This window comes from Pseudomonas hamedanensis (genome assembly GCF_014268595.2).
GTDB classification, from domain to species: domain Bacteria; phylum Pseudomonadota; class Gammaproteobacteria; order Pseudomonadales; family Pseudomonadaceae; genus Aquipseudomonas; species Aquipseudomonas hamedanensis.
Genome location: NZ_CP077091.1, coordinates 4142723 through 4166400 on the forward strand (window position 1 = coordinate 4142723; position 23678 = coordinate 4166400).

Sequence of the window (23678 nt, forward strand, 5' to 3'; positions counted from 1 at the left end):
TCTGAAACAAGGGGGGATTTCCATGCTCGCGCAACTTCCACCGGCCTTACAGAATCTGCAGCTTCCGCTGCGCCTGCGTCTCTGGGACGGCCATGAGTTCAATCTGGGGCCAACGCCCAGCGTTACCATCGTGGTCAAGGACCCACAGATGGTCAGTCAGTTTACCCATCCAAGCCTGGACGCCCTCGGGGCCGCCTTCGTCGAAGGCAAACTCGAACTGGAGGGTTCGATCAGCGAGGTGATTCGGGTCTGTGACGAATTGAGCAGTGCCTTGCTCGATGAAAACGAAGGCAGTCATCCCGAGCGCAAACTGCACGACAAGGAAACCGACGCCAAAGCCATTTCCTACCACTACGACCTGTCGAACGCGTTCTACCAGCTCTGGCTGGACAGCGACATGGCGTATTCCTGCGCGTACTTCGAAACCGGCAGCGAGACGCTTGAGCAAGCGCAACAAGCCAAATTCCGTCATTTATGCCGCAAGTTGCGTTTGCAGCCGGGCGAATACCTGCTGGATGTCGGTTGCGGCTGGGGTGGTCTGGCCCGCTTTGCTGCCCGCGAGTTCGGCGCCAGGGTGTTCGGTATCACCTTGAGCCAGGCGCAACTGGAACTGGCCCGCGAACGGGTCAAGGCCGAGGGCCTGGACGACCAGATCGAACTGCAATTGCTCGATTATCGCGATCTGCCCCAGGATGGTCGCTTCGACAAAGTCGTCAGCGTGGGCATGTTCGAGCACGTCGGCCACGCCAATCTCGCGCAGTACTGCAAAGCCCTGTTTGGCGCGGTAAAAGAGGGCGGGCTGGTGATGAACCACGGCATCACGGCCAAGCACACCGATGGCCGCCCGGTCGGGCGAGGCGCCGGGGATTTCATCGAGAAATACGTGTTCCCCAACGGCGAACTGCCGCACCTGTCGATGATCAGCGCCGAGATCAGCGAAGCGGGGCTGGAAATCGTCGACGTCGAGAGCCTGCGACTGCATTACGCGCGCACGCTGGACCACTGGAGTGAGCGGCTGGAGGACAACCTCGAAGCCGCCGCGAAACTGGTGCCAGAGCAAGCCCTGCGTATCTGGCGCCTTTACCTGGCCGGTTGCGCTTACGCTTTCGCACGCGGCTGGATCAATCTGCACCAGATTCTCGCGGTGAAAGCGCATCCCGACGGTAGCCATGAATTGCCGTGGACGCGCGACGACCTCTACCACCCCTGATGCTCAGCTGGTTGAGACGCTGAGGCTGTTCAGAGGATCGGTGAAATCAGCCGGGCGATTCGCATGCCGACCTGTTGCAGGCGGTGGATCTCCCGGCTTTCCTCTTTGGCAATTTCACTGGCCTGGGCGAAGTCATCGATCAGCATCTGTTCCACGGACGTGGCGAACTCGCTGTCGACGGTCAGCAACATCACTTCGAAATTCAGCCGGAACGAACGGTTATCGAGGTTGGCGCTGCCGATGGCGCTGATCTCGCGGTCGATCAATACCACTTTCTGATGGAGAAACCCGGGCTGATAGCGGAACACTCGCACCCCGGCTCGTACCGCTTCGAAGGCATACAGACTGGAAGCTGCATAGACGATGCGGTGATCGGGCCGCGACGGCAGCAACAGACGGACGTCCACGCCGCGTAAAACCGCCAGGCGCAGCGCGGCGAACACGGCTTCATCGGGGATGAAATAAGGGCTGGTGATCCACACCCGTTCGGTTGCCGCATGGATTGCTTCGACGAAAAACAGTGAACAGGTTTCGTAGGCGTCCGCCGGACCGCTGGCGAGCAGTTGGCAGAGCACGCCGTCTTCGGGGTACGCGTCCGGAAGGATCAACGGCGGCAAGGTCCGCGCGGCCCAGAACCAGTCCTCGGCAAACGACTCCTGCATGCACGCGACCACCGGGCCACGGACCTGCACATGGGTATCGCGCCACGGTGCCAGCGGCGGCTTTTCACCCATGTATTCATCGCCAACGTTATGCCCGCCGACAAACCCGAGCACGCCATCGACCACGACAATTTTGCGGTGGTTGCGGAAGTTGACCTGGAACCGATTGAGCCAGCCACTGCGCGTAGCGAAGGCTTTGACCTCGACGCCGGCATCGCGCAAGGCCTGCACATAGCGGTGGGGCAGGGCGTGGCTGCCGATGCGATCGTAGAGCAGATGAATGATCACGCCTTCAGCGGCCTTTTTAAGTAACAAATCCTGCAAGCGCTGGCCGAGCCGGTCGTCGTGAATGATGAAAAACTGGATCAGAATCGCTTCCTTCGCATGTTCGATCGCTTGGAAGATTGCGTTGAAGGTTGCGTTGCCATTGATCAGCAATTGCACTTCGTTGTTGGCCAGGCAGGGCATGCGGCCCAGCTTGGGCATGGCCCGCAAGGAACCATAGGCATTCGATGCGCGAGCGGCGAGGGCTTCTTCCACCCACGGCCGCCAGTTCAACTCGGAAATCGCCAGGCGCATCTGTTCGTTGGCCTGGCGCCGCGCCTTGATATAGCCATCGAAAGTACTGCGGCCGAACACCAGGTAAGGAATCAGCGTGAGGTAAGGAATGAAGATCAGCGACAATGCCCAGGCGATCGAGCCTTGCGCAGTGCGCACGGTGAGCACCGCATGGAGGGCAGCGATAAGGCCGAGGGTGTGTAGCAGGGCAATCAGATAACCGAAAAGGTGCGGTCCGAAGTAATCCATGGGGCAGCCTTGCTCCGCGAGAATCAATGCTTAACAGACCATGTTCTACCGCGAATGTCGCTATTTAATTGGGGCATGAACCGAAGCGATTGGCCGACGTCTAACGGCCACTACTGATCAGGAGTTTTTCGATGAACGTTCGTCTGCTGGGTTTGGCGCTGGGCCTGGGTTTGGCATTGCCGGTGGTTGCGCAAGCGCAGATGCTGCAGCCAGGGCTGTGGGAGATGTCTTCGAGCAATCTGAAGGTCGATGACCAGGCGATGGATGTGCAATCGATTCTTGGCCAGATTCAAGGTCAGATCACGCCGCAACAGCGCGCTGCGCTGGAAAAGAACGGCATCAATATCGGCGGCAAGGGGATCCGTGCCTGCCTGACACCTGAGCAAGTAGCGACCAACGATATCCCTTTGGCCGACCCGCAATCGGGCTGCAAACAGCAGATCACCGAGCGTAACGGCAACCAGTGGAAATTCCGCTTCAGTTGCCCGAAAGCCCAAGGGACGGGTGTAGCGACATTCCTCAGCGATCGAGAATTCACCACGGTGGCCAACGGCACGTTCAATGCCATCGGCATCAACCAGAAAGGCAGCCTGGAAACCCGCGCCGTGTGGCTGGGTCAGGACTGCGGCACCGTCAAACCGCGCGCCTGAACCCTGTCGCCCGCCAGCTCGCTCTCCCGTTTTTTGCGGAAGCGAGCTTGCTCGCGAAAACCTCAGCCAAGTCAGCGCATGAACCTTAACGCCAACCCCCGACACTGCTCATTTATCCGACCCTCATGCCAGGCGATTTGCCCCGACACCATGGTCAGGCTCACCCGGTGCCGAAAGCTGCGCCCGGCAAATGGCGTCCATCCGCACTGCGACAGAATCGGCTGCTGATTCACTTCAAATGCCTGCGCAGCGATCAGCACCAGATCTGCCCAGTAGCCCTCGCGCAAGTATCCACGATCCGGAATCGCAAACAGATCTGCCACGCGATGGCTGGTCTTCGCCACCAGCGTGGTGATCGGTAGCACGCCCTCTTCGACCAGCTCCAGTAACGCCGGCAAGGCGTGTTGCACCAATGGCAGACCGGCAGGCGCCTGGGCATAGGGCCGTTGTTTTTCTTCCCAGGTATGCGGTGCGTGGTCACTGCCGATGACGTCCAGGCGATTGCTGTTTAACGCCGCACGCAGGGCGTCGCGGTCAGCCTGGGTCTTGATCGCCGGATTGCATTTGATCAGGTTGCCGAGGTCGGCATAGTCGCGATCGTCAAACAGCAGATGGTGCAGGCAGACTTCCGCGGTGATGCGTTTGTGCGCCAGTGGTTTATCTTCGAACAGCGCCAGTTCACGCGCGGTCGTCAGGTGCAGGACATGCAAGCGGGTGCCGTGACGTCGGGCCAGTTCCACCGCCAGACTTGAAGACCGATAGCAGCTTTCGGCGTTGCGGATCAGTGCGTGCGCTGCCGGCGGCAGACGTTCACCGAACTGCGCATGCAGGTTGGCTGCATTGGCGTCGATGCTCGGCGTGTGTTCGCAGTGGGCCAACAGAATCGTCGGCACTTCGGCAAACAGCCGCTCGAGCGTCGCCGGGTCGTCCACCAGCAGATTGCCGGTCGACGCCCCCATGAACACTTTCACACCGGCCACTTCGCAGGGATTGAGCGCGGCCACTGTATCGAGATTGTCGTGACTGACACCGAAGTGAAAGCCGTAATTGGCCACCGAAGTGGTTGCCGCCCGGTGCTTCTTGTCTGCCAGCGCTTCGAGGGTCAGCGTCGCCGGTTGGGTGTTGGGCATGTCCATGAAACTGGTGATGCCGCCTGCCACCGCTGCGCGCGACTCGGTGTAAAGGCTGCCCTTGGCCGGCGCCCCGGGCTCACGGAAATGCACCTGATCGTCGATCATGCCCGGGACGAGCCATTGGCCGTTTGCATCGATCTCCAGCGTCGCCCGTTCGCCTTCAATGCTGCGGGCGATTTTGACGATGCGGCCATGGCTGACCAACAGATCGCCTTCTACTTCGCGCCCTTCGTTGACCAGCCTTGCGTTACGAATCAGCACGCTGTTCATGGCTCAGAACTCGTTCTGCAAGGCTTTGTAGCCACGTACCAGATCGACATTGGTGCGTGCCACGTCTTCGGAAAACTCCGATGCGCTGACGCTTACCGGCGGGAATTGCGTGAGGTCGGTGGTCGGGCCGATGCGCGTGGTAGACGGTACGTAAAACGCATCGGGCAAGTCTCGTCCGTCGACCACCGAGTTGTGCCGCACCACGCAGCCGTTGCCGACGACGCAGTTGAACAGCACGCTGTTGAACCCGATGAACACCCGGTCGCCGACCACGCAGGGACCATGCACGATCGAGCGATGGGCAATCGAACTGAACTCGCCGATGGTCACTGCCGCGCCGGATTTCGAGTGGATCACCACGCCATCCTGGATGTTCGAATTGGCGCCAATGGTGATTGCCTCCATCTCGCCTGACGCATCTACTTCATCGGCGCGGATGACCGCGTAGGGACCGACGAAGACGTTTTCGCCAATCACCACTTTGCCGCAGATGATTGCGGTTTTATCGACGTAGGCCGACTCAGCGATGGTTGGCAAATCGCCCGAAGGATTCTTGCGGATCATGGTTGGCTCAACGCGTTGTAAAGGGTGTTGAGGTTGTATTCGAACAGTCCGGTGAACGTGCTCGCCGGCCCGCTGGCAGCCAGGGCGTCGGAGTACAGCGTGCCGCCGATGTGCGCGCCGCTTTCATCGGCGATCTGCTTGAGCAGGCGTGCGTCCTTGATGTTTTCCATGAACACCGCTTTGACCTTGGCCTGACGGATCTGGGTAATCAGTGCAGCTACTTCGGCGGCCGACGGTTCGCGCTCGGTGGACAGTCCCTGTGGCGCCATGAAGTCGATACCGTAGGCCTGTCCGAGATAGCCGAAGGCGTCATGGCTGGTGACGATCTTGCGGTTGCCCGCTGGCAGCGCACCGAGTTTGGTTTTTGCTTCAGCGAGCAAGGCGTAGATCTGCTTGAGGTAGGTCTGGCTATTGCGCTCGTAGTCCGCCTTGTTCGCCGGGTCGGCAGCGATCAGCGCCTTGGTGATGTTGCCAACGTACAACTCGGCGTTAGCCAGATTGTGCCAGGCGTGCGGGTCGGGAACGGTTTCGCCATCTTCATCCAGTGAGCGCGGAATCACGCCGCGACTGGCACTGATGACTGTGGTTTTGGTGCCGGTACTGGCCACGAGGCGATCCAGCCAAGGCTCGAAACCGAGACCGTTTTTGATAATCACGCGTGCCTTGAGCAAGGCTTTGGCGTCGTCCGGGGTCGGCTCGTAAGTGTGGGCATCGGCGTCCGGGCCGACCATGCTGGTGATCTGCACATGATCACCGCCAACTTGATGAACCATGTCGGCGAGAATGCTGAAGCTGGTGACCACCGGCAATTTTTCCGCCGCCGACAATGACATCGACAGCAACAGACTGAACAGCACGACCAAGACGCGCATCGGGAAACACCTCATAGGGATGTGAGCAAAGGAGGGCGGCGCAACAAACCGTGAACCGGCCCGAACACTACGGACAGCAGATAACCCGCTCCGGCAACCAGCACGATGGCCGGGCCGCTGGGCAGCGAGTAATAGAACGACAGCAACAATCCGAGCCATACCGACAGGCAGCCGATCAGCGCGGCGATTGCGATTAGCATCGGCAGGCGGCGGCTCCAGAATCGAGACGCGGCGGCGGGCAGCATCATCAGTCCGACAACCATCAGCGCGCCGATGGCCTGAAACCCGATCACCAGGTTGAGCACGACCAACGTCAGGAATACGCCATGGGCGAGGGGGCCGAGGCGGCTGACGGTGCGCAGAAATAACGGGTCCAGTGTGTCGAGCAGCAGCGGTTTGTAGATCAGCAGCAAGGTGATCAGGCTGATCGCCGAGACCCACAGCATGCCGTGGAGTGTCGGGCCGTCGACGGCCAGTGCCGAGCCGAATAGCAGATGCAACAGGTCCAGACGTTTACCGGCAATGCCCAGTATCAGTACGCCACTCGCCAAGGAAATTGGATAGATCGCGGCAAGGCTGGCGTCTTCGCGCAGGCCGGTGCGGCGAGTGATCCAGGCCGCGAGCCCTGCCATGCTCATGCCCGCGCCGAGACCGCCGAGCGTTAGCGCCGGCAGGCTCAGGCCGGCGAACCAGAAGCCCAACGCCGCGCCGGGGAGGATACCGTGCGCGACGGCGTCACCGATCAGGCTCATGCGCCGCAGAATCAGAAACACGCCCAATGGCGCCGTGCTGCAAGCCAGTACCAATCCGCCCAGCAAGGCGCGACGCATGAACATGAACTCACTGAACGGTTGCCAGAAGTGAGCGAGGGTGAGCATCAGGCCACCTGCGCATGCGGTGTCTGTTGAATCAGTTCGGTGCTGGGACCATAGACGCAACGGCTGTTCTTGATCAGCAATGTCTGGGGGATGTGTTGGCGCACAGCGCTGAGATCGTGGCAGACCACAACGATCGTTCGGCCTTCGGCGTGCCAGGCGTGGATGTGTTGCCAAAGCAGCGCCTGGCCCAGTTCATCGAGGGCAGCATGAGGCTCGTCCAGCAATAATATCGGGGCGTCGGCGAGGCTTAGCCGCGCGAGCAGGGCACGTTGCAATTCACCGCCGGAGAGGGCCATCAACGGGCGATGGCCGAGGCCGCTCAGATGCCAGTTTTCCAATGCGGCATTAAGGCGTTGCGTGCGCAGCTGCGTCGAGAGCCTGCGTCCCCAGAACCCGGCGGCGACCAACTCTTCCAGGCTGATCGGGAATTGTCGATCCAAGTGCTGCTGCTGGGGCAGGAACGAGAGCCCGCTCTGGCGTGGAACACTCAGCGCCACGTGCCCCGCCAAGGGTTTTTGCAGCCCGGCGATGACCTTGAGCAGGCTGCTTTTTCCACAGCCGTTAGCGCCAATAATGGCGGTCAGGCTCGCGCTTTCCAGTTCAAGATCCAGCGGTGTCGTCAGTGGCTGGCCGGGTGCACCCCAACTCAGGGAATGGCAGCGAATCATGCTTGCTCCCGACGCCAACTGCTTTCAGCCACAGCATCATGGGCGTGTAGGCTTTCAGCGTGGATGACTTTCAAGTGGAACTGGCTGACGCCTTGGGTGCGGCGCAGCGCCAGATTCAAGCGCCTCGCCGCGTCTTCGCAGAACATCAAGTTCTGGCCATTGGCGAGCGCGAACGCTTGTTCATCGGCGCGTTTCACTGCGGTTTGTACGGCGGTGCCGAGCGCTGCTTCGACGTCATCAATAACCTTGATCAGCGGCAACTCGCTGAGGGACTCGTTCAGGTGCAGGCGTAACTGCGCGGTGCTGCGTTGGCTATGCGGTGTCGCGACGATGCCTTTGGTCGAACCCAGCCAGGCCAAAACATCCGCGTGCTCAAGTGATTGGTTGGCGAAGTCGTCGATAAATTGCTGCTGAATCAGCTGGCGGGCTAATGCTGCAGAACATGGGCAAGTGGAGGAATAGGGCACTTCGATTTCTAGTTCCACGTGGAACATTTGGTTCTTCAAGCGCGCGGAAACTCTCACCGGATAGGATTTCCATCCCGCGAGAGGACTGACCAGCGCCGGTCTGTTCAGCAGTAATTCGGTGCGGATATTCAGGTACGCGCAGTGCGATAAACCCGCGTGGCTCTGCAGAAACTGCTCAAGAACTTGGCGCAGTAAAGCGGGGGAAAGTGCCTCTTGCTCGAGAGGCTCCAATGCCACAAACAGGCGCGACATATGAATGCCGCGTGCCTCACCATCATCCAGACTGACGCCTGCATCGGCCTTCGCGTTCAGCCGTTGCCCCTCCAGCCATACAGGCAATGCGATGCCGCGCATGCCCACCCAGTCGAGGGGCAGGGCCTCACGAGCGGCCTGCGCGGCGATGTCCGGTAGCGTCAACGCGTTCATGTTCAGACTCATCGTGTGATTTCATTTAATGTTATATTATAACAATAAATAACACGATAGCTTTTTCATGAACACACTTTCATGTTACATCCGCAGCCCGAGCGTTCCACGTGAAACACCGCATTCTGCGCTACAGCCAAGGCTAATCCCGTCCGGAATGCATTGGGCAAAACGACGATCTAACAGCCGGTTACCCGGCTGCACGTGAATTTCGCCCTGCTTCCCCCCGAACTCGAGAAGCGATTGATGGTGGTCCAGCCCACCCGTCGGGTGTAGCCAACCCATGCTTCGCCATCGGAGGCGATCCCGGTGAAGAAGGTCAACTGGCCAAAGCGGCTATTGGTCTGTGCCCAATACCGATTGCCGTTCTTTTCGAACCCGCGCAAGTACAGCGTCGTACCGACGGTATTGACGCTATAGGCGTTGCCCTCGGCATCCTGACACGCCAGCAGATTTGCGCTACGCGTGCAGGTGGCGAGTTCCGGCAGTTGCGCGCACGCGTTGCCCGTCGCCAGTAACGCCAAGCTAAATATCAGGCGCCTCAGCGTAGTTTTCATCGTCGCGTCCTGAGTCTGATTCACTCTTTACCAAGGGAAGCCAAAGGAGGGCTCGCTTATTTATGTTGTTATACTATAACATAAATTCGAAGCCAGCCTGGGCACTGCCGATTACCAGCGCTAAAACGCAATGCGCCAGCAAAGGCGCACATCGGCTGCCACCTGTAGAGGATTATCCAATGTCAGCCGAACTGCCTGTGACCGTACTTTCAGGATTTCTCGGTGCCGGAAAAAGTACGCTTCTTAATTACGTACTACGTAACCGGGCCGGACTGCGTGTAGCCGTCATCGTTAACGATATGAGCGAAATCAACATCGATGGCAGTGAAGTTCAGCGTGATGTCAGCCTGAACCGCGCGGAAGAGAAAATCGTCGAGATGAGCAACGGCTGCATTTGCTGTACGTTACGCGAAGACCTGCTGGAAGAGGTCAGCAAGCTCGCCCGCGAAGATCGCTTCGATTATTTGCTGATCGAGTCCACCGGCATCTCCGAGCCACTGCCCGTAGCGGAAACGTTCACCTTTCGCGATGAGCACGGGCAAAGCCTCAGTGACATCGCGCGTCTGGACACCATGGTCACGGTGGTCGACGGCATGAACTTTCTACCGGACTTTCAGGCTGCCGAAAGCCTCGCCTCGCGTGGCGAGATTCTCGGGGAAGAAGACGAACGCTCCATCACCGATCTGCTGATCGAGCAAATCGAGTTCGCTGACGTGTTGCTGATCAGCAAAATCGACCTGATCAGCCAGCGTGAACGCGAAGAATTGATCGCGATCCTGCAACGCCTTAACGCCCACGCCGAAATCATCCCGATGGTGATGGGTGAGGTACCGCTGGAGAAAATCCTTAACACCGGTCGTTTCGATTTCGACAAAGCCGCACAGGCACCCGGCTGGCTGCAAGAGTTGCGCGGTACGCACACACCGGAGACCGAGGAATACGGCATCGCGTCAACGGCCTACCGTGCGCGCCGGCCCTTTCATCCGCAACGCTTCTTCAGTTTCATAGACCGTCCATGGCCGAACGGCAAACTGCTGCGTTCCAAAGGCTTTTTCTGGCTCGCCAGCAAGCCCACGGACGCGGGCAGTTGGTCGCAGGCCGGCGGTTTGATGCGCCATGGTTTCGCCGGCCGCTGGTGGCGTTTTGTGCCGAAGGACCAGTGGCCACAGGACCAGGAGAATACCCGCGCCATCATGGAGAACTGGACGCCGAGCGTCGGCGATTGTCGCCAGGAGCTGGTGTTCATCGGGCAGAACATCGATTTCGCCCGATTGTCTGCCGAACTGGACGAATGCCTGCTGACCGATGATGAAATGGCACTGGGTGTCGAGGCTTGGCGGTTGTTGCCGGATCCGTTCGGCGCCTGGGACGAAGAGGCCGCCTGATGCTTGCACTGAAACCATTACAAGAGCGAACTCGCCTGCACCATCAGGGGCCGACGCCTACAACGCTGGCGCGAATCCTCGATGACGACGTCAACCTCGCCATCTGGCAGCGGCAATTACCCGTGCACATCGCAGATTTTGCTCGTTTGTTGCTGTCGCTCGACGAACCCCTGGCGGAGTCGTTGTGCCTTGAGCTTGCGGATGAGGACAGCGAGCCGGACCTGGCCGGGCTGGCCGCAGGATTTCGCGACCTTGAGGGCTACGAAGGTTTTATTGCCGACCTCAAATGGCTGGTTGGTGCCTTCGCCTGTCTGTTAGGCGCGCGACGCATCGGCCTGCGTCTGCGCACGTTGGATAAGGCGATGTGTCCCCGTTTCCATGTCGATCACGTGCCCGTACGCCTGATCACCACCTACGCCGGCGTGGGTAGCCAATGGCTTGAGGATGGCGTGATGGATCGCAGGCAACTGGGTCAGGCCAACGCAGAGCCTGAGGATGCCGCACAGATTCAGCAACTCGGCAGCGGCGAGGTCGCGCTTCTGAAAGGCGAGAAGTGGCACGGTAACGAGGGGTTCGGGCTGATCCACCGTTCGCCGCAATTGGCCGTCGGCGAACGTCGGCTGATAGTGACCCTCGACTGGCTCGGCTGACCGTCAAGGCTTGCGCCATGATCCGCGGCTTTGTGCTTCGCAATAGGGCTTCAGGTAGGCTGCATCGGTCGCCACGCCGTAATAGTGGATATCCTGGCGATAGGGCATATTGGCAACCTGCGCGTTGCTGCACACGCCGAACGCACCGCTCGGGCACTGGTCGAGGTATTGCACCTCGACTTTCTGCCCGGCCAGCGTCGGTTGGCAGAAACCGCCGCTGAACAGTTTTTTCGGGATGGAGCGATTCTGCTGGCAGACTTTGACATCGAGGCGCTCGCCCTGGCTGTGCACCAGACAGGCCTGAGCCAACGCTTCGCTCGACACCAGCAGCAACAGCAACGACCATCCCATCCAGCGCATTTGCAAACTCCTCAAAAACGTTCTTCAAAGAAATGCCCACCATGCTGCAGAACATTCCGACCCATGTCATCGCAGGCCCCCTGGGCGCCGGCAAGACCAGCCTGATTCGCCACCTGATGGCGCAGCGACCGGAGGGCGAGCGCTGGGCGGTGCTGATCAACGAGTTCGGCCAGATTGGCCTGGACGCGGCGCTCCTGAGCAGTGACGCCGATGGTATCGCACTGGGCGAAGTGGCCGGCGGCTGTTTGTGTTGCGTCAACGGCGCGCCGTTCCAGATCGGCCTTGGCCGATTGCTGCGCAAGGCCAGGCCAGACCGGCTGTTTATCGAACCGTCCGGACTGGGTCATCCGGCGCAGCTCCTCAAGCAGTTGAACGAGGCTCCGTGGCTGGGTGTGCTGGCGGTTCAGCCCTGTGTGCTGGTGCTCGACGCGCAGGCTCTGCACGCTGGGAAACCGTTGCCGCAGGCCCAACGGCAAGCACTGACTGACGCAGGTCTGTTGCTGCTGAACAAGGCGGAAAACCTTGATCAAGCGGCGCGAGAAGAAATCGCCAGCCAGTTGCCACCCGTCAGCCTGATCTGGACGCAGCAGGCACAGTTGTCCTTGAGCGAGTTGCCGGGACGGACGGCACGAGCCTCGACGGGCGTCGATAAGCTGGTGACGCCCAAAGGGCTGGGCCAGATCCCGGCCGTCTGGAGCGATCCGGCGCTGCCGATCTGCCTGAGTCAGGCCCAGGCGGGGGGCTGGAGCATCGGTTGGCGCTGGCATCCGGGGCAGATGTTCGATAAGCAAGGCATCATCAAGTGGCTGACACGCCTTGATTGGCAAAGGGCCAAGCTGGTTATCCACAGCGCGGATGGTTGGGTGTCGGCGAATGCGCTGGATAATGCCGAACTGACCTGGCGCGCCAGCGAATGGCGAAAAGACTCGCGCCTTGAGCTGATTTTTACCGAGCCGCAGAATGTCGATGAGTTACAGGCGGGTCTGGCGCGATGCCGGATTCGGTGAATCAGCTTAAGGTTTCCACTTCGTGTGTTCCTGCCGCCACTGGCTGAGCTCCACCACTTGCGCCCGCGGCTTTTGCACCTCAACCACCGGCGGTGTGTCGTCGAACGGCGCGGGGTAGGGCGCCAGTTCGATCTGTGCGCTGTGCGCGCCGAATTGTGTGACCGTACCGTTATGGCGGCTTTCGCCCGTCACGGTGAACTCGAAATTGTAGACCCGCGCCAGGCGGCGTCGCCCGTTGGCGTCCTTGATCAAGCCGATCTTTTTCAGGGCCACGTTGCCGTCAAGCAACTCGACGCCAACGTTGAGGCAATGCTGCTTGACCCGTTCCAGCGCCCGTTCGCGCAAGCCGTGGTTGTGCCATAACCACGCACCGGCAGCGGCGAACAGCATCAGCACAAAGATGTTTTCCAGGGTCAGCATCAACATCGAACTCCAAAAGATGGCATCAGCTTAACTGCGTCGCCGGTCTGTCGTACAGGCTGTGTTTCGTCGCATACTGCGCGGCTTGAATTTCAATCGTTTTACGGAATGCCCCGAATGAAACGTACGCCTCATCTGCTCGCCATCCAGTCCCATGTGGTGTTCGGCCACGCCGGCAACAGCGCAGCGGTTTTTCCGATGCAGCGGGTCGGGGTCAACGTCTGGCCGCTCAATACCGTGCAGTTTTCCAATCACACTCAGTATGGTCAGTGGGCCGGGGAAGTGTTGGCACCGCAGCAGATTCCCCAGCTGATCGAAGGCATCGCCGCGATTGGTGAACTGGGCAACTGCGATGCGGTACTGTCGGGTTATCTGGGCAGTGCCGCCCAGGGCCGGGCGATTCTCAGCGGCGTGGCGCGCATCAAATCGGTCAATCCGAAAATGCTCTACTTGTGTGATCCGGTGATGGGGCATCCCGAGAAGGGCTGCAGCGTGCCGACCGAGGTCAGCGATTTCCTGCTGGACGAAGCGGCGGCGGTGGCGGACATCCTGTGTCCGAACCAACTGGAGCTGGACAGCTTTTCCGGGCGCAAGCCGCAGTCGCTGTTCGATTGCCTGGCCATGGCGCGAGCGCTGCTGGCGCGTGGGCCGAAGGCAGTGCTGGTCAAGCATCTGGATTACCCGGGCAAACCGGCGGATGGCTTCGAGATGCTGCTGGTGACGGCTGAGGGCAATTGGCATCTGCGCCGCCCATTGCTGGCGTTTCCGCGTCAGCCGGTGGGTGTCGGCGACCTGACGTCCGGCCTGTTTCTGGCGCGGGTGCTGCTCGGCGACAGCCTGCTGGCGGCGTTCGAGTTCACTGCAGCGGCGGTGCACGAGGTGCTGCTGGAAACTCAGGCGTGCGCCAGTTATGAGTTGCAGCTGGTGCGGGCGCAGGACCGGATAGCGCATCCGCGGGTAAAGTTCGAGGCGACAGCGATCAGTCTGTAACACCGAGTCGTCTTTATTCGCGAGCAGGCTCGCTCCCACATTTGGAATGCGTTCCACCTGTGGGAGCGAGCCTGCTCGCGAAAGCTATCTATCAGCCGGCATCAATCCAGCGTCTGATCAAGCGTCGCCCTTGATCTCCTGATAACGCTTCTCCAGCTCCTGACGAATCTGCCGACGCTGCTGCGCCTGCATGTAGCGGCGCTTGTCTTCGCTGTTCTGCGGTTGCAGCGGCGGTACCGGGGCAGGCTTGCGCTGGTCATCCACCGCGACCATGGTGAAGAAACAGCTGTTGGTGTGACGCACCGAGCGTTCGCGGATGTTCTCGGTCACCACCTTGATGCCGACTTCCATCGAAGTATTGCCGGTGTAGTTGACCGAGGCGAGGAAGGTCACCAGTTCGCCGACATGGATCGGCTCGCGGAAAATCACCTGATCCACCGACAAGGTCACCACATAACGGCCGGCATAGCGGCTTGCGCAGGCGTAGGCCACTTCGTCGAGGTATTTGAGCAGGGTGCCGCCGTGGACATTGCCAGAGAAGTTGGCCATGTCAGGGGTCATCAGTACCGTCATCGACAGCTGGGCGTTTCCGGGTTCCATAACGTTCTCACGGATCAAGGCTGATTGCTGGAAGCACCTCTGCGGGCGCCTGGTCGCTTTTCAAAAAGCACCGTTATCGGGACGCCGGGCGACGGGTCGCCGTCACGCGGGGTGTCGATCTGTTTCCATATATTGCACCGGCTTTCAGACGGAAGTCGCGGTGTTAACCTGCAAAAGCCCTGCCCAAGGGCAATTCCCACACCAAAAGCGGATTTTTACCCTGCTCGCGCAGACCGTTCTGACGTCTGTCCATGAGCCTCGTGATCAAGGAGCCCACGCCATGCATGCCATCAGTTTCATTCAGGATCTGGCAGTGATCATGTTGGTCGCAGGTGTGGTGACCGTGCTGTTTCATCGTTTCAAGCAGCCGGTGGTGCTTGGCTACATCGTCGCCGGCTTCATCATCGGCCCACACACGCCGCCGTTCGGCCTGATCCACGACGAAGAAACCATCAAGACCCTCGCCGAGCTCGGGGTGATATTCCTGATGTTCTGCCTCGGCCTGGAGTTCAGCCTGCGCAAGCTGTTCAAGGTCGGCGCCACGGCGTTTATCGCGGCGTTTCTCGAAATCATCCTGATGATCTGGATCGGTTACGAAATCGGCCGCTGGTTCGACTGGAACACCATGGACTCGCTGTTCCTCGGCGCGATCCTCGCGATTTCCTCGACGACCATCATCGTTAAAGCGCTGAACGACCTGAAGATGAAAAACGAGCGCTTTGCCCAGCTGATTTTCGGCGTGCTGATTGTCGAGGACATCCTTGGCATCGGCATCATCGCCTTGCTGTCGAGCATTGCCGTCAGCGGCACGGTGAGCTCCGGCGAGGTGTTTTCCACAGTCGGCAAGCTGTCGCTGTTCATGATTGTCGCGCTGGTCATCGGCATCCTCCTGGTGCCGCGTCTGCTGGCCTATGTGGCGAAATTCGACAGCAACGAGATGCTGCTGATCACCGTGCTCGGCCTGTGCTTCGGCTTCTGCCTGCTCGTGGTCAAGCTCGAATACAGCATGGTCCTCGGCGCCTTCCTGATCGGCGCGATCATGGCCGAGTCGCGGCAACTGCTGAAGATCGAACGGCTGGTCGAGCCGGTTCGCGACCTGTTCAGTGCGATTTTCTTTGTCGCAATCGGCCTGATGCTCGACCCGCTGATCCTCATCGAATATGCCTGGCCGATCGCGGTAATCACCGTGGCTGTGGTGCTCGGCAAGATGTTGTCCTGCGGCCTCGGCGCGTTTATCGCCGGCAACGACGGACGAACCTCATTGCGGGTTGGCATGGGTCTGTCCCAAATCGGCGAGTTCTCCTTCATCATCGCCGCGCTGGGCATGACTTTGCAGGTCACCAGCAACTTCCTTTATCCGGTCGCCGTGGCCGTGTCGGTGATCACCACGCTGCTGACGCCATACCTGATCCGCGCGGCGGATCCGCTGTCGATCAAGCTGTCTGCCGTCGTGCCCAGGCGTCTTGGCCGCGTGCTGGGCATGTACGGCGAATGGTTGCGCAGCATTCAGCCGCAAGGCGAGGGCGCGATGCTGGCGTCGATGATCCGGCGGATTCTTTTGCAGGTCGGGGTGAATCTGGCGCTGGTGATTGCGATCTTCTTTGCCGGCGCGTATTTCGCCGAGCGCATGTCGCTGTGGCTGCAAGACTGGATTGGCGACCCGAGCTGGCAGAAGGCATTGATCTGGGGCGGGGCGCTGCTGGTGTCGCTGCCGTTCCTGATAGCTGCGTACCGTAAGCTCAAGGCGCTGTCGATGCTATTGGCGGAGATGGGCGTCAAGCCGGAAATGGCCGGGCGTCACACGCAGCGAGTGCGCCGGGTGATCGCCGAAGTGATTCCGATCCTCTCGCTGCTGGTGATTTTCCTGCTGTTGGCAGCCTTGTCGGCCAGTATCCTGCCGACCAACAAGTTGCTGGTGCTGATTGCCGTGGTCGCGGCCGCCGTGGCGGCGCTGCTTTGGCGCTGGTTCATCCGTGTGCATACGCGGATGCAGGTGGCCTTGCTGGAAACCCTCGACAACCACAAGGAGTCGTCGGGGCATTGACCACTCGGGGCGTCAGGCGAATCAGCTTTCCAGCCAGACGTCCCGCGCCCAGTGCCAGACCGATTCCCAGGTCTCTTCGGCAATCAGCTCTTCCTCGGCCTGCCACAACACCACAGTGCCGTCTTCTTCGACACAGTAGTAATCGTCGCCGTCCTGGCAGATAGGGATCAGGCTGCGATCGACACCGGCATCCCAGGCATTGGCGGCGACGTCCGGCAGGTAAGTGTGTGATTGCGGGTCGGTGACCGTCACCGGTTCCAGGCTGCCGTACACCACATCGCTGACCGTCAGCAAAAACTCCCTGAAGACAAACGGGATATCGATGAACAGTTGTTCTTCGATTTCCACCAGCAGGTCTTCGTCAGGCAACTCCAGCGGAACCGGCACGGGTTCGTTGGCTTCGCGCAGTTGTTCGATGATTTCTTCCACGTCCGGGATCCTCTTGCTGAATGGCGCGGTTCATATGGGCCGGTTTATACAGTAGCTCGCTATAGATGCAACCGTGAAATGAAAAACCCCGGCCTGGGCCGGGGTCTGTTACCACAAGTGAAGCGCAGGAAGGGATCAGCCGTTCTGGCGGATACCGGCCACCAGCCAAGGCTGGTTCTCGCCCTGCGGACGCTCCATGTTCCAGCTCTCGCTGAACACTTCGCCCTGGTCGAAACGCGAAGTTTTCGAAACGCCGGTGAAGGTCAGGGTGGCGATGGTCTTGTCGGCACGATCGTCGACGCCGTCCAGTTGCACCTGCAGGTTGTCGATGTAAGTCGACTGGAAGCCCTCGCCCAGGTCCGCACGCTCACGCTTGAGGAAGTCGAGCATTTGCGGGGTCACGAACTCGGCGATCTTGTCCATTTCGTTGGCGTCCCAGTGCTGCTGCAGCGACTGGAAGTGGCTACGCGCGGCTTCAAGGAAGTTCTGCTCGTTGAACCAAGCCGGTGCGTTGATCACTGGGCGGGCGGCGGCAGGCGCGGCCGAACCACCGAAGATCGAACCCATGGCAGCAGGCTTTTGCTCGAAGGCTTCACGCTGCATCGGCGCGCCGGCCGGAGCGAATTGCTCCTGCTGCTTGCGACGACGGGCGGCGATGAAGCGGAAGATCACGAACGCGATCAGGGCCATGATCAGAATGTCGAAGATCTGCATGCCCTGGAAACCGCCGCCCATGAACATCGAGGCAAGCAGGCCACCGGCAGCGATACCGGCCAGCGGGCCGAGCCATTTCGAGGCACCGCCGGCCTTGGCCGCAGTGCCCGCCGCACCGGCAGCACCCGCGGTTGCGGCAGCGCCGCCGACGCCTGGAGAAGAAGGAGCCATCTGGCTGGTCTGGTGCGTCGGCGCAGCGCCGGCGCTTTTGCCACCACCAAAGCGCTTGGCGTTGGCGTCGAGGCTCATCGTCAGGCCGATGCACAACGCCATGGCGATGCTAAGAAAACGTTTCATAAAAGGTATTCCCGTTTTGTGGAGACTCGCGCGTCATGTTGCACAGCTGAAGTGTTACTGGCTAGCGAGAGAGTGTTTCGGGCTTTTGCCTGACAGGTTGCGTTCAGCTTGGCGAGGCAATCGGCCGATGTACTTTTGGCTGTAGGAAAAGACGATTGGTTCAGAAAGATAACGCCTCCTGTAGGAGTGAGCCTGCTCGCGATGAGGGTGTGTCAGTCAATACATTGATAATAGACAGGCCGCTATCGCGAGCAGGCTCACTCCTACAGAAAAGCAATCGAGTTGGGCTTTAGATGGCTTCCAGCTTGGCGTAGCCGAGCATCAGCCACTTGCTGCCTTCACTGAAGTTGACCTGCACCCGCGCCTGGGCACCGGAGCCTTCGAAGTTGAGGATCACGCCATCGCCGAAGATCGAGTGGCGCACGGTCTGACCGAGGCTGAAGCCGGTTTCCGGGATCTCGCTGCCACTGAACAGGTTGCTGCCGCTCATCGACTGGTTGCCGCCGAACGGGCGGCTGACACTGTTCGACAAGCGAACTTCCTGAATCAGGCCTTTCGGCACTTCACGGACGAAACGCGAGACCTTGTTGTAGGTTTCACTGCCGTACAAACGGCGGGTCTCCGCATAGGTCATGACCAGGTTCTGCATGGCCCGGGTGATGCCCACGTAGGCCAGACGCCGCTCTTCTTCAAGGCGACCCGGTTCTTCCAGGCTCATCTTGTGCGGGAACAGACCTTCTTCCATGCCCACCAGGAACACGTAAGGGAACTCCAGACCTTTGGCGCTGTGCAGGGTCATCAGTTGAACGCTGTCTTCGTGTTCGTCGGCCTGGGTGTCGCCGGCCTCCAGCGAAGCGTGGCCGAGGAACGCGGCCAGCGGTGTCAGCTCTTCATCTTCTTCGGTGTTCTCGAAGTTGCGCGCGGCGCTGACCAGTTCCTCAAGGTTTTCCACCCGGGCCTGACCTTTCTCGCCTTTTTCCGCTTCGTGGTAGGCGATCAGGCCGGATTGCTCGATAACGGTCTGGGTCATCAGGTGCAGCGGCATCTCGGCACACTTGGCGGCGAGGTTTTCGATCAGCTCGATAAAGGCACCGAGGGCGCCTGCCGCGCGTCCGGTCAGGCCTTTATTGGCGACCAGTTGGCGCATCGCTTCCCACATCGACACGTCGCTGTGGCGCGCATGTTCGCGGATCGCTTCGACGGTTTTCTCGCCGATGCCACGGGCCGGCACGTTGATTACCCGCTCCAGCGCCGCATCGTTGCCGCGACCTTCGAGCAGGCGCAGGTAGGCCATGGCGTTTTTGATTTCCGCCCGTTCGAAGAAGCGCTGACCACCATAGATGCGGTACGGAATACGCTCGCGCAGCAGGGCTTCTTCGAGAACGCGTGATTGGGCGTTGGAGCGGTACAGAATCGCAATGTCGCTACGGGCCAGACCGGTTTTCAGCGCGCTTTCGATGGTTTCGACCACGTAGCGCGCTTCGTCGTGTTCGTTGAACGCGGCGTACAGGTTGATCGCTTCGCCATCGCCGCCGTCGGTCCACAACTCTTTGCCCAGGCGCCCGGTGTTGTTGGCGATCAGGGCGTTGGCGGCTTTGAGGATCCCGGCGGTGGAGCGGTAATTCTGCTCCAGGCGAATGGTCTCGGAGTCCGGGAAGTCAGACGAATACTGATGGATGTTTTCGATCTTCGCGCCGCGCCAGCCGTAAATCGACTGATCGTCGTCGCCGACCACCATCAGGCTGTCGCCGCCCTTGCCGAGCAGGCGCAACCAGGCGTACTGCACGGCGTTGGTGTCCTGGAACTCGTCGACCAGAATATGCCGGAAGCGCTTCTGATAATGCGCGAGCAGGCCGGGGTGGTCACGCCACAGGTCGAGGGCGCGCAGCAGCAGTTCGGAGAAGTCGATCACGCCGGCACGCAGGCACGCTGCCTCGTAGGCTTCGTAAATGCCGCGCATGGTCGCCAGGTACAAGTCGCCGCTGGCCTGAATGTGTTGTGGACGCAGACCTTCGTCTTTCTGTCCGTTGATGAACCACTGGGCCTGACGGGCCGGCCAGCGCTGCTCGTCCAGGCCCAGCTCGCGGATCACCCGCTTGACCAGGCGTTGCTGGTCGTCGCTGTCGAGAATCTGGAAGGTCTGGCTCAGGCCCGCTTCCTGCCAGTGCGCCCGCAGCAGGCGGTGCGCGAGGCCGTGGAAGGTGCCGACCCACATGCCGGCCGGGTTGATGCCCAGCAACTGCTCGATGCGGTGACGCATCTCGGCAGCGGCCTTGTTGGTGAAGGTCACCGACAGAATGGAGTGAGGCGAGGCGTTTTCGACCTGGATCAACCAGGCGATACGGTGCACCAGCACTCGGGTTTTACCGGAACCGGCACCGGCCAGGACCAACTGACGGCCAACGGGGGCCGCTACGGCCTGGCGTTGGGCATCGTTGAGGGAGTTCAGCAGAAGGGAGAGATCATCGCGCATCGGGGCATTCTAGGGTGCGCCGCAGGCCCGGGCAAACCGAGCTTTGCATTAGCCGATGAAAGCGCCGTCGAGGACGACCGGTCGGTCACTGGCTGCAGGCTTCGGCCCGTCTCGCTTGAGGGGGTGAAGCGGCGTCCGGGCAGCGGGAAATTTCGCGCAAATTCTGATCTGCAGCAGTTTGGCAACGGGATCGCCTTGTGTATGCTCCGTCCACGTTTCGGGCGCAGGCCCTTCCTTATAAGAATAAGAACGTTGCCCATGACCCTCAGCGCCGAACTGTCGGGCCCCTTCGTGGAACCCCGGGTGATCCGCAAGCACTATGCCGTCGAAATGGCGGTGGAGCGTACGCGACTGCTGTATCAGGGCTCGCTGCTGCCCACGCTGTTCATGTTGATCAATGGTCTGATCTGCGCCGCTTTGCTCTGGAGCCCGCAGCGCTACTTCGTGGTCAGTGTCTGGCTGGTGTGGTTGCTGTCGCTCGTCGCATTGCGGGTGATACAGGTGGCCGCGTTCGATTCGGCGATCCCCGAGCGCCAGGCCCAGCCAATCTGGTTTCGCATGTTCCTGCTCGGCTCGACCTTGACTGGCCTGACCCTGGCCGGTGCCGGCATCGCCTTGGTGCCTGCGGACAATTTTATCCAGCAAGCCTGGGTTTTCGGCCTGATTGGCGCGGCGACCCTGTCGGCCAGCGTGGCCTATGCGGTGAGCCTGCCGGCATTCCTGTCGTTTACCTTGCCGTGCCTGCTGCCGGCGATCGGCTATCTGTTCTGGGGCGGCGACGATCAGGCGCGTGGCTGGGGCTGGCTCGGCTTGATTCTGCTCGGCTCGCTGAGTGTGGTGGCGTGGCAGGTCAATCGACTGATCGATCGCGGATTGCTGCGGCGTTTCCAGAATCAACACCTGATCGAGCATTTGCAGCAAGCGCAGACGCGCAGCGAACAGCTCAACCAGGAATTGGGCAAGGAGATCGAACAGCGCCGTTGTGCAGAAGCGCAGTTGCGTAAAGCGCAGGTCGATCTCGAAGACCGCGTGGCCCAGCGCAGCCGTGAACTCGATGCCGCCAATCAGGCCTTGAGCAAAAGCGAAACGCGGCTGGCACTGGCACTCAAGGCCAGCGAACTCGGGCTGTGGGACTGGAACCTGCAAACCGATGAAGTCCATCACACGCAGATTCAGGAACTGTTCGGCCTTGCCCCGGAATACGTCACGGCGCTGCTGCGCGACCTCAAACCGCGACTGCACCCCGAAGACGTGCCGTCACTCAAGTTCGCGCTGGTCGAACATCTGAAGGGGCGCACGGAGGACTATCAAGTCGAATACCGCCTGCGCCATGGCGACGGCCACTGGGTGTGGATCGAGGACCGCGGTCGTGCCGTGGAGCGCAGCGACAGCGGTCGGGTGATCCGCATGGTCGGTACCCGTCGCGATATCAGCGCCAGCAAAAGCCTGGAAGAGCAGCAGCGGCTGGCAGCCACGGTATTCGAAGCAGCCAGCGAAGGCATCGTGATTCTGGACCCGAATTACGCGCTGATTGCGATCAATCAGGCCTTCAGCCGCGTCACCGGCTATGAAATCGACGACATGCTCGGGCGCAACGTCGTCGAGCTGCCGTGCAGTCGCGATGCCCGTCGTCACTACGTCGCGATCCGCCACGCGCTGGAGCAGCACGGCACTTGGCAGGGCGAACTGGTGGAAACGCGCAAGAACGGTGAGTTGTATCCCCAATGGCTGCAACTCAATGCCGTGCGCGGCAGCCGAGGCAATGTCAGCCATATCGTCGGCTTTTTCGCTGATCTCTCGGCTCGGCGCGAGTCCGAAGAGCGGATGCGCTACCTGACCCACTACGACGAACTCACCGGCCTTGCCAACCGTTCGCTGTTCCGCGAGCGCCTGCACGAAGCCCATCAGCGGGTTCGGCAGGGCGGGCGGCGCAGTCTGGCGCTGCTGCACATCAACCTGGATCGTTTCAAGTTGCTCAATGACAGTCTGGGCCACGAAATCGCCGACCAGTTGCTGCAAAAAATGGCCCGTCGACTGGTTAACGCGTTACCCGAGGCGGACACCATCGCTCGCTTGTCCGGCGACGAGTTTGCGGTGCTGTTCGATGCGTACGGCAATCTTTCCAGTCTGGCTCGGGTGGCGACGCGGTTATCGGCCAAGTTGCGTCTGCCACTCAGCGTCGACGGGCATGAATTGGTGGTCAGCGCTTCGATGGGCATTAGCCTGTTGCCGGACAATGCGCGGGAAATTGCCGCACTGGTCAGTCAGTCGAACATGGCCATGCAACATGCCAAGCACTTGGGCGGTAACAATTTCCAGTTTTACACCGACAGTCTGCAAGCGAGCACGCTGGAGCGTCTGCAACTGGAGAATCAGCTGCGCAAAGCCATTGAAGACAGACACCTCAAGGTGTTCTATCAGCCGAAGTTGTGCCTGGCCACCGGGCGCATGAACGCCGCCGAAGCGCTGGTGCGTTGGGACCATCCGACGCTGGGTCAGGTCCCGCCGGGGGATTTTATCGGGCTGGCCGAGGAAACCGGGCTGATCGGGCCGATTGGCGAGTTCGTCCTGCGTCAGGCTTGCTGGCAGGCGTGCCAATGGCAGCGCGAGGGGCTGGCGCCGATCCGCGTATCGGTGAACCTGTCGGTGCATCAACTGCGTCAGGGCAAGTTGGTCAGCCTGGTGCGTCAGGTCCTGGAGGAAACCGGTCTGGCGCCGCACTACCTCGAACTGGAACTGACTGAAAGTCACTTGCTCGACAGCGTCGAGCACATCATTGCGACGTTCCGGCAATTGCGTGAGCTGGGGGTGAAACTGGCCATCGACGATTTCGGCACCGGTTATTCGTCCTTGAGCTACCTCAAGCGGATTCCGGTGGATTACGTGAAGATCGATCAGGCTTTTATCCGCGGTCTGGGCGAGGGCAGCGAAGACGCGGCGATCACCCGGGCGATCATTGCCATGGCCCACGGGCTGTCGTTGAAAGTGGTGGCCGAAGGCGTCGAACGCGAAGATCAGCTGGCGTTTCTGCGCGCCGAAGGCTGCGATGAAGTGCAAGGCTATCTGATCAGCCGTCCCGTGGAGGCCGCTGGGCTGGCCGGGATTTTGCGTGAACAGCTCAATCCGTTTTAAGGGCTACATGCAC

At 60.5% G+C, this 23678-nt stretch carries 22 protein-coding genes; 8 read left to right on the plus strand and 14 right to left on the minus strand.

Annotated elements, in window-relative coordinates; all coding sequences use genetic code 11:
* Positions 1–22 precede the first annotated feature (22 nt).
* Positions 23–1210, plus strand: a complete 1188-nt coding sequence (cfaB, locus tag HU739_RS17920; RefSeq protein WP_186546177.1) for a C17 cyclopropane fatty acid synthase CfaB — start codon at positions 23–25, stop codon at positions 1208–1210.
* Positions 1211–1239: 29 nt separating this feature from the next.
* Here cfaB and cls read toward each other — a convergent pair whose 3' ends face one another.
* A complete protein-coding gene (gene cls / locus HU739_RS17925; protein ID WP_186546176.1) occupies positions 1240–2679 on the minus strand; it encodes a cardiolipin synthase in 1440 nt (479 codons plus the stop codon).
* Between the two features lie 131 nt (positions 2680–2810).
* On the opposite strand from cls, the gene HU739_RS17930 reads away from it, so the two are divergent.
* Positions 2811–3329 carry a DUF3617 domain-containing protein gene (locus HU739_RS17930; RefSeq protein ID WP_186546175.1) on the plus strand — a complete coding sequence of 173 codons (519 nt, stop codon included), beginning with the start codon at positions 2811–2813 and terminating at the stop codon, positions 3327–3329.
* 71 nt (positions 3330–3400) lie between these two features.
* On the opposite strand, the gene HU739_RS17935 is transcribed toward HU739_RS17930, so the two are convergent.
* The 7 genes from HU739_RS17935 to HU739_RS17965 form a co-directional block, all read right to left on the minus strand.
* Entirely contained in the window at positions 3401–4732 is a 1332-nt protein-coding gene (locus tag HU739_RS17935; RefSeq protein ID WP_186546174.1) for a dihydroorotase, read from the minus strand.
* 3 nt (positions 4733–4735) lie between these two features.
* Positions 4736–5296, minus strand: coding sequence for a gamma carbonic anhydrase family protein (locus HU739_RS17940; RefSeq protein ID WP_186546173.1), 561 nt, complete (start codon positions 5294–5296; stop codon positions 4736–4738).
* On the minus strand, positions 5293–6168 hold the full coding sequence (locus HU739_RS17945; protein ID WP_186546172.1) for a metal ABC transporter substrate-binding protein: 876 nt from the start codon (positions 6166–6168) through the stop codon (positions 5293–5295). The genes HU739_RS17940 and HU739_RS17945 overlap by 4 nt, the downstream gene beginning before the upstream one ends.
* Positions 6169–6179: 11 nt before the next feature.
* Positions 6180–7046, minus strand: coding sequence for a metal ABC transporter permease (locus tag HU739_RS17950; RefSeq protein ID WP_186546171.1), 867 nt, complete (start codon positions 7044–7046; stop codon positions 6180–6182).
* A complete protein-coding gene (locus tag HU739_RS17955) occupies positions 7046–7714 on the minus strand; it encodes a metal ABC transporter ATP-binding protein (RefSeq protein ID WP_186546170.1) in 669 nt (222 codons plus the stop codon). Before HU739_RS17955 ends, HU739_RS17950 begins: the two co-directional genes overlap by 1 nt.
* Positions 7711–8607 carry a GTP cyclohydrolase FolE2 gene (gene folE2 / locus HU739_RS17960; protein ID WP_186546169.1) on the minus strand — a complete coding sequence of 299 codons (897 nt, stop codon included), beginning with the start codon at positions 8605–8607 and terminating at the stop codon, positions 7711–7713. The genes HU739_RS17955 and folE2 overlap by 4 nt, the downstream gene beginning before the upstream one ends.
* 179 nt (positions 8608–8786) lie before the next feature.
* Positions 8787–9164, minus strand: a complete 378-nt coding sequence (locus HU739_RS17965; RefSeq protein ID WP_186546168.1) for a glutamine synthetase — start codon at positions 9162–9164, stop codon at positions 8787–8789.
* Between the two features lie 179 nt (positions 9165–9343).
* Between HU739_RS17965 and zigA the strand changes: the two genes are divergently transcribed.
* Both zigA and HU739_RS17975 read left to right on the plus strand, forming a co-directional pair.
* Complete coding sequence (zigA, locus tag HU739_RS17970; protein WP_186546167.1) at positions 9344–10549, plus strand: zinc metallochaperone GTPase ZigA; 1206 nt, start codon at positions 9344–9346, stop codon at positions 10547–10549.
* The gene (locus HU739_RS17975; protein WP_186546166.1) at positions 10549–11199 is read left to right on the plus strand and encodes a DUF1826 domain-containing protein; all 651 of its coding nucleotides are present in this window, start codon (positions 10549–10551) and stop codon (positions 11197–11199) included. Before zigA ends, HU739_RS17975 begins: the two co-directional genes overlap by 1 nt.
* A 3-nt stretch (positions 11200–11202) precedes the next feature.
* Here the strand turns inward: HU739_RS17975 and HU739_RS17980 are convergent, their stop codons facing one another.
* Positions 11203–11559: an NADH:ubiquinone oxidoreductase gene (locus tag HU739_RS17980; RefSeq protein WP_186546165.1), complete on the minus strand. Its 357-nt coding sequence runs from the start codon at positions 11557–11559 to the stop codon at positions 11203–11205.
* Between the two features lie 41 nt (positions 11560–11600).
* On the opposite strand from HU739_RS17980, the gene HU739_RS17985 reads away from it, so the two are divergent.
* Positions 11601–12566, plus strand: coding sequence for a CobW family GTP-binding protein (locus HU739_RS17985; protein WP_186546164.1), 966 nt, complete (start codon positions 11601–11603; stop codon positions 12564–12566).
* Between the two features lie 6 nt (positions 12567–12572).
* On the opposite strand, the gene HU739_RS17990 is transcribed toward HU739_RS17985, so the two are convergent.
* On the minus strand, positions 12573–12986 hold the full coding sequence (locus HU739_RS17990; protein WP_186546337.1) for a DUF3301 domain-containing protein: 414 nt from the start codon (positions 12984–12986) through the stop codon (positions 12573–12575).
* Positions 12987–13103: 117 nt separating this feature from the next.
* Here HU739_RS17990 and pdxY point away from each other — a divergent pair, with 117 nt between their 5' ends.
* Positions 13104–13976, plus strand: a complete 873-nt coding sequence (gene pdxY, locus HU739_RS17995; RefSeq protein ID WP_186546163.1) for a pyridoxal kinase PdxY — start codon at positions 13104–13106, stop codon at positions 13974–13976.
* A gap of 117 nt (positions 13977–14093) precedes the next feature.
* Here the strand turns inward: pdxY and HU739_RS18000 are convergent, their stop codons facing one another.
* Positions 14094–14576 (minus strand): acyl-CoA thioesterase, encoded by a 483-nt coding sequence (locus HU739_RS18000; RefSeq protein ID WP_041073853.1) that lies wholly within the window; start codon positions 14574–14576, stop codon positions 14094–14096.
* Between the two features lie 280 nt (positions 14577–14856).
* Here HU739_RS18000 and HU739_RS18005 point away from each other — a divergent pair, with 280 nt between their 5' ends.
* Positions 14857–16620: a cation:proton antiporter gene (locus tag HU739_RS18005; protein WP_186546162.1), complete on the plus strand. Its 1764-nt coding sequence runs from the start codon at positions 14857–14859 to the stop codon at positions 16618–16620.
* Positions 16621–16641: 21 nt separating this feature from the next.
* On the opposite strand, the gene HU739_RS18010 is transcribed toward HU739_RS18005, so the two are convergent.
* The 3 genes from HU739_RS18010 to uvrD all read right to left on the minus strand — a co-directional run bounded on the left by HU739_RS18010 (position 16642) and on the right by uvrD (position 20533).
* On the minus strand, positions 16642–17049 hold the full coding sequence (locus tag HU739_RS18010) for an SMI1/KNR4 family protein (RefSeq protein WP_003187120.1): 408 nt from the start codon (positions 17047–17049) through the stop codon (positions 16642–16644).
* A gap of 135 nt (positions 17050–17184) precedes the next feature.
* A complete protein-coding gene (locus tag HU739_RS18015; protein WP_186546161.1) occupies positions 17185–18060 on the minus strand; it encodes a Tim44 domain-containing protein in 876 nt (291 codons plus the stop codon).
* Between the two features lie 289 nt (positions 18061–18349).
* Positions 18350–20533 carry a DNA helicase II gene (uvrD, locus tag HU739_RS18020; RefSeq protein WP_186546160.1) on the minus strand — a complete coding sequence of 728 codons (2184 nt, stop codon included), beginning with the start codon at positions 20531–20533 and terminating at the stop codon, positions 18350–18352.
* Between the two features lie 258 nt (positions 20534–20791).
* Here uvrD and HU739_RS18025 point away from each other — a divergent pair, with 258 nt between their 5' ends.
* Positions 20792–23665 (plus strand): putative bifunctional diguanylate cyclase/phosphodiesterase, encoded by a 2874-nt coding sequence (locus HU739_RS18025; RefSeq protein WP_186546159.1) that lies wholly within the window; start codon positions 20792–20794, stop codon positions 23663–23665.
* Positions 23666–23678 lie beyond the last annotated feature (13 nt).

Bases quoted from the DNA above. Each gene is read 5' to 3' on its own strand.
- cls (WP_186546176.1), bottom strand. From the start codon at position 2,679: ATGGATTACTTCGGACCGCACCTTTTCGGTTATCTGATTGCCCTGCTA.
- HU739_RS17940 (WP_186546173.1), bottom strand. From the start codon at position 5,296: ATGATCCGCAAGAATCCTTCGGGCGATTTGCCAACCATCGCTGAGTCG.
- HU739_RS18000 (WP_041073853.1), bottom strand. From the start codon at position 14,576: ATGGAACCCGGAAACGCCCAGCTGTCGATGACGGTACTGATGACCCCT.
- HU739_RS18015 (WP_186546161.1), bottom strand. From the start codon at position 18,060: ATGAAACGTTTTCTTAGCATCGCCATGGCGTTGTGCATCGGCCTGACG.
- folE2 (WP_186546169.1), bottom strand. From the start codon at position 8,607: ATGAACGCGTTGACGCTACCGGACATCGCCGCGCAGGCCGCTCGTGAG.
- HU739_RS17985 (WP_186546164.1), top strand. From the start codon at position 11,601: ATGCTGCAGAACATTCCGACCCATGTCATCGCAGGCCCCCTGGGCGCC.
- zigA (WP_186546167.1), top strand. From the start codon at position 9,344: ATGTCAGCCGAACTGCCTGTGACCGTACTTTCAGGATTTCTCGGTGCC.
- HU739_RS17945 (WP_186546172.1), bottom strand. From the start codon at position 6,168: ATGCGCGTCTTGGTCGTGCTGTTCAGTCTGTTGCTGTCGATGTCATTG.
- HU739_RS17950 (WP_186546171.1), bottom strand. From the start codon at position 7,046: ATGCTCACCCTCGCTCACTTCTGGCAACCGTTCAGTGAGTTCATGTTC.
- HU739_RS17955 (WP_186546170.1), bottom strand. From the start codon at position 7,714: ATGATTCGCTGCCATTCCCTGAGTTGGGGTGCACCCGGCCAGCCACTG.
- pdxY (WP_186546163.1), top strand. From the start codon at position 13,104: ATGAAACGTACGCCTCATCTGCTCGCCATCCAGTCCCATGTGGTGTTC.
- HU739_RS17935 (WP_186546174.1), bottom strand. From the start codon at position 4,732: ATGAACAGCGTGCTGATTCGTAACGCAAGGCTGGTCAACGAAGGGCGC.
- HU739_RS17965 (WP_186546168.1), bottom strand. From the start codon at position 9,164: ATGAAAACTACGCTGAGGCGCCTGATATTTAGCTTGGCGTTACTGGCG.
- HU739_RS18025 (WP_186546159.1), top strand. From the start codon at position 20,792: ATGACCCTCAGCGCCGAACTGTCGGGCCCCTTCGTGGAACCCCGGGTG.
- HU739_RS17980 (WP_186546165.1), bottom strand. From the start codon at position 11,559: ATGCGCTGGATGGGATGGTCGTTGCTGTTGCTGCTGGTGTCGAGCGAA.
- uvrD (WP_186546160.1), bottom strand. From the start codon at position 20,533: ATGCGCGATGATCTCTCCCTTCTGCTGAACTCCCTCAACGATGCCCAA.
- HU739_RS17975 (WP_186546166.1), top strand. From the start codon at position 10,549: ATGCTTGCACTGAAACCATTACAAGAGCGAACTCGCCTGCACCATCAG.
- HU739_RS18005 (WP_186546162.1), top strand. From the start codon at position 14,857: ATGCATGCCATCAGTTTCATTCAGGATCTGGCAGTGATCATGTTGGTC.
- HU739_RS17990 (WP_186546337.1), bottom strand. From the start codon at position 12,986: ATGCTGACCCTGGAAAACATCTTTGTGCTGATGCTGTTCGCCGCTGCC.
- cfaB (WP_186546177.1), top strand. From the start codon at position 23: ATGCTCGCGCAACTTCCACCGGCCTTACAGAATCTGCAGCTTCCGCTG.
- HU739_RS17930 (WP_186546175.1), top strand. From the start codon at position 2,811: ATGAACGTTCGTCTGCTGGGTTTGGCGCTGGGCCTGGGTTTGGCATTG.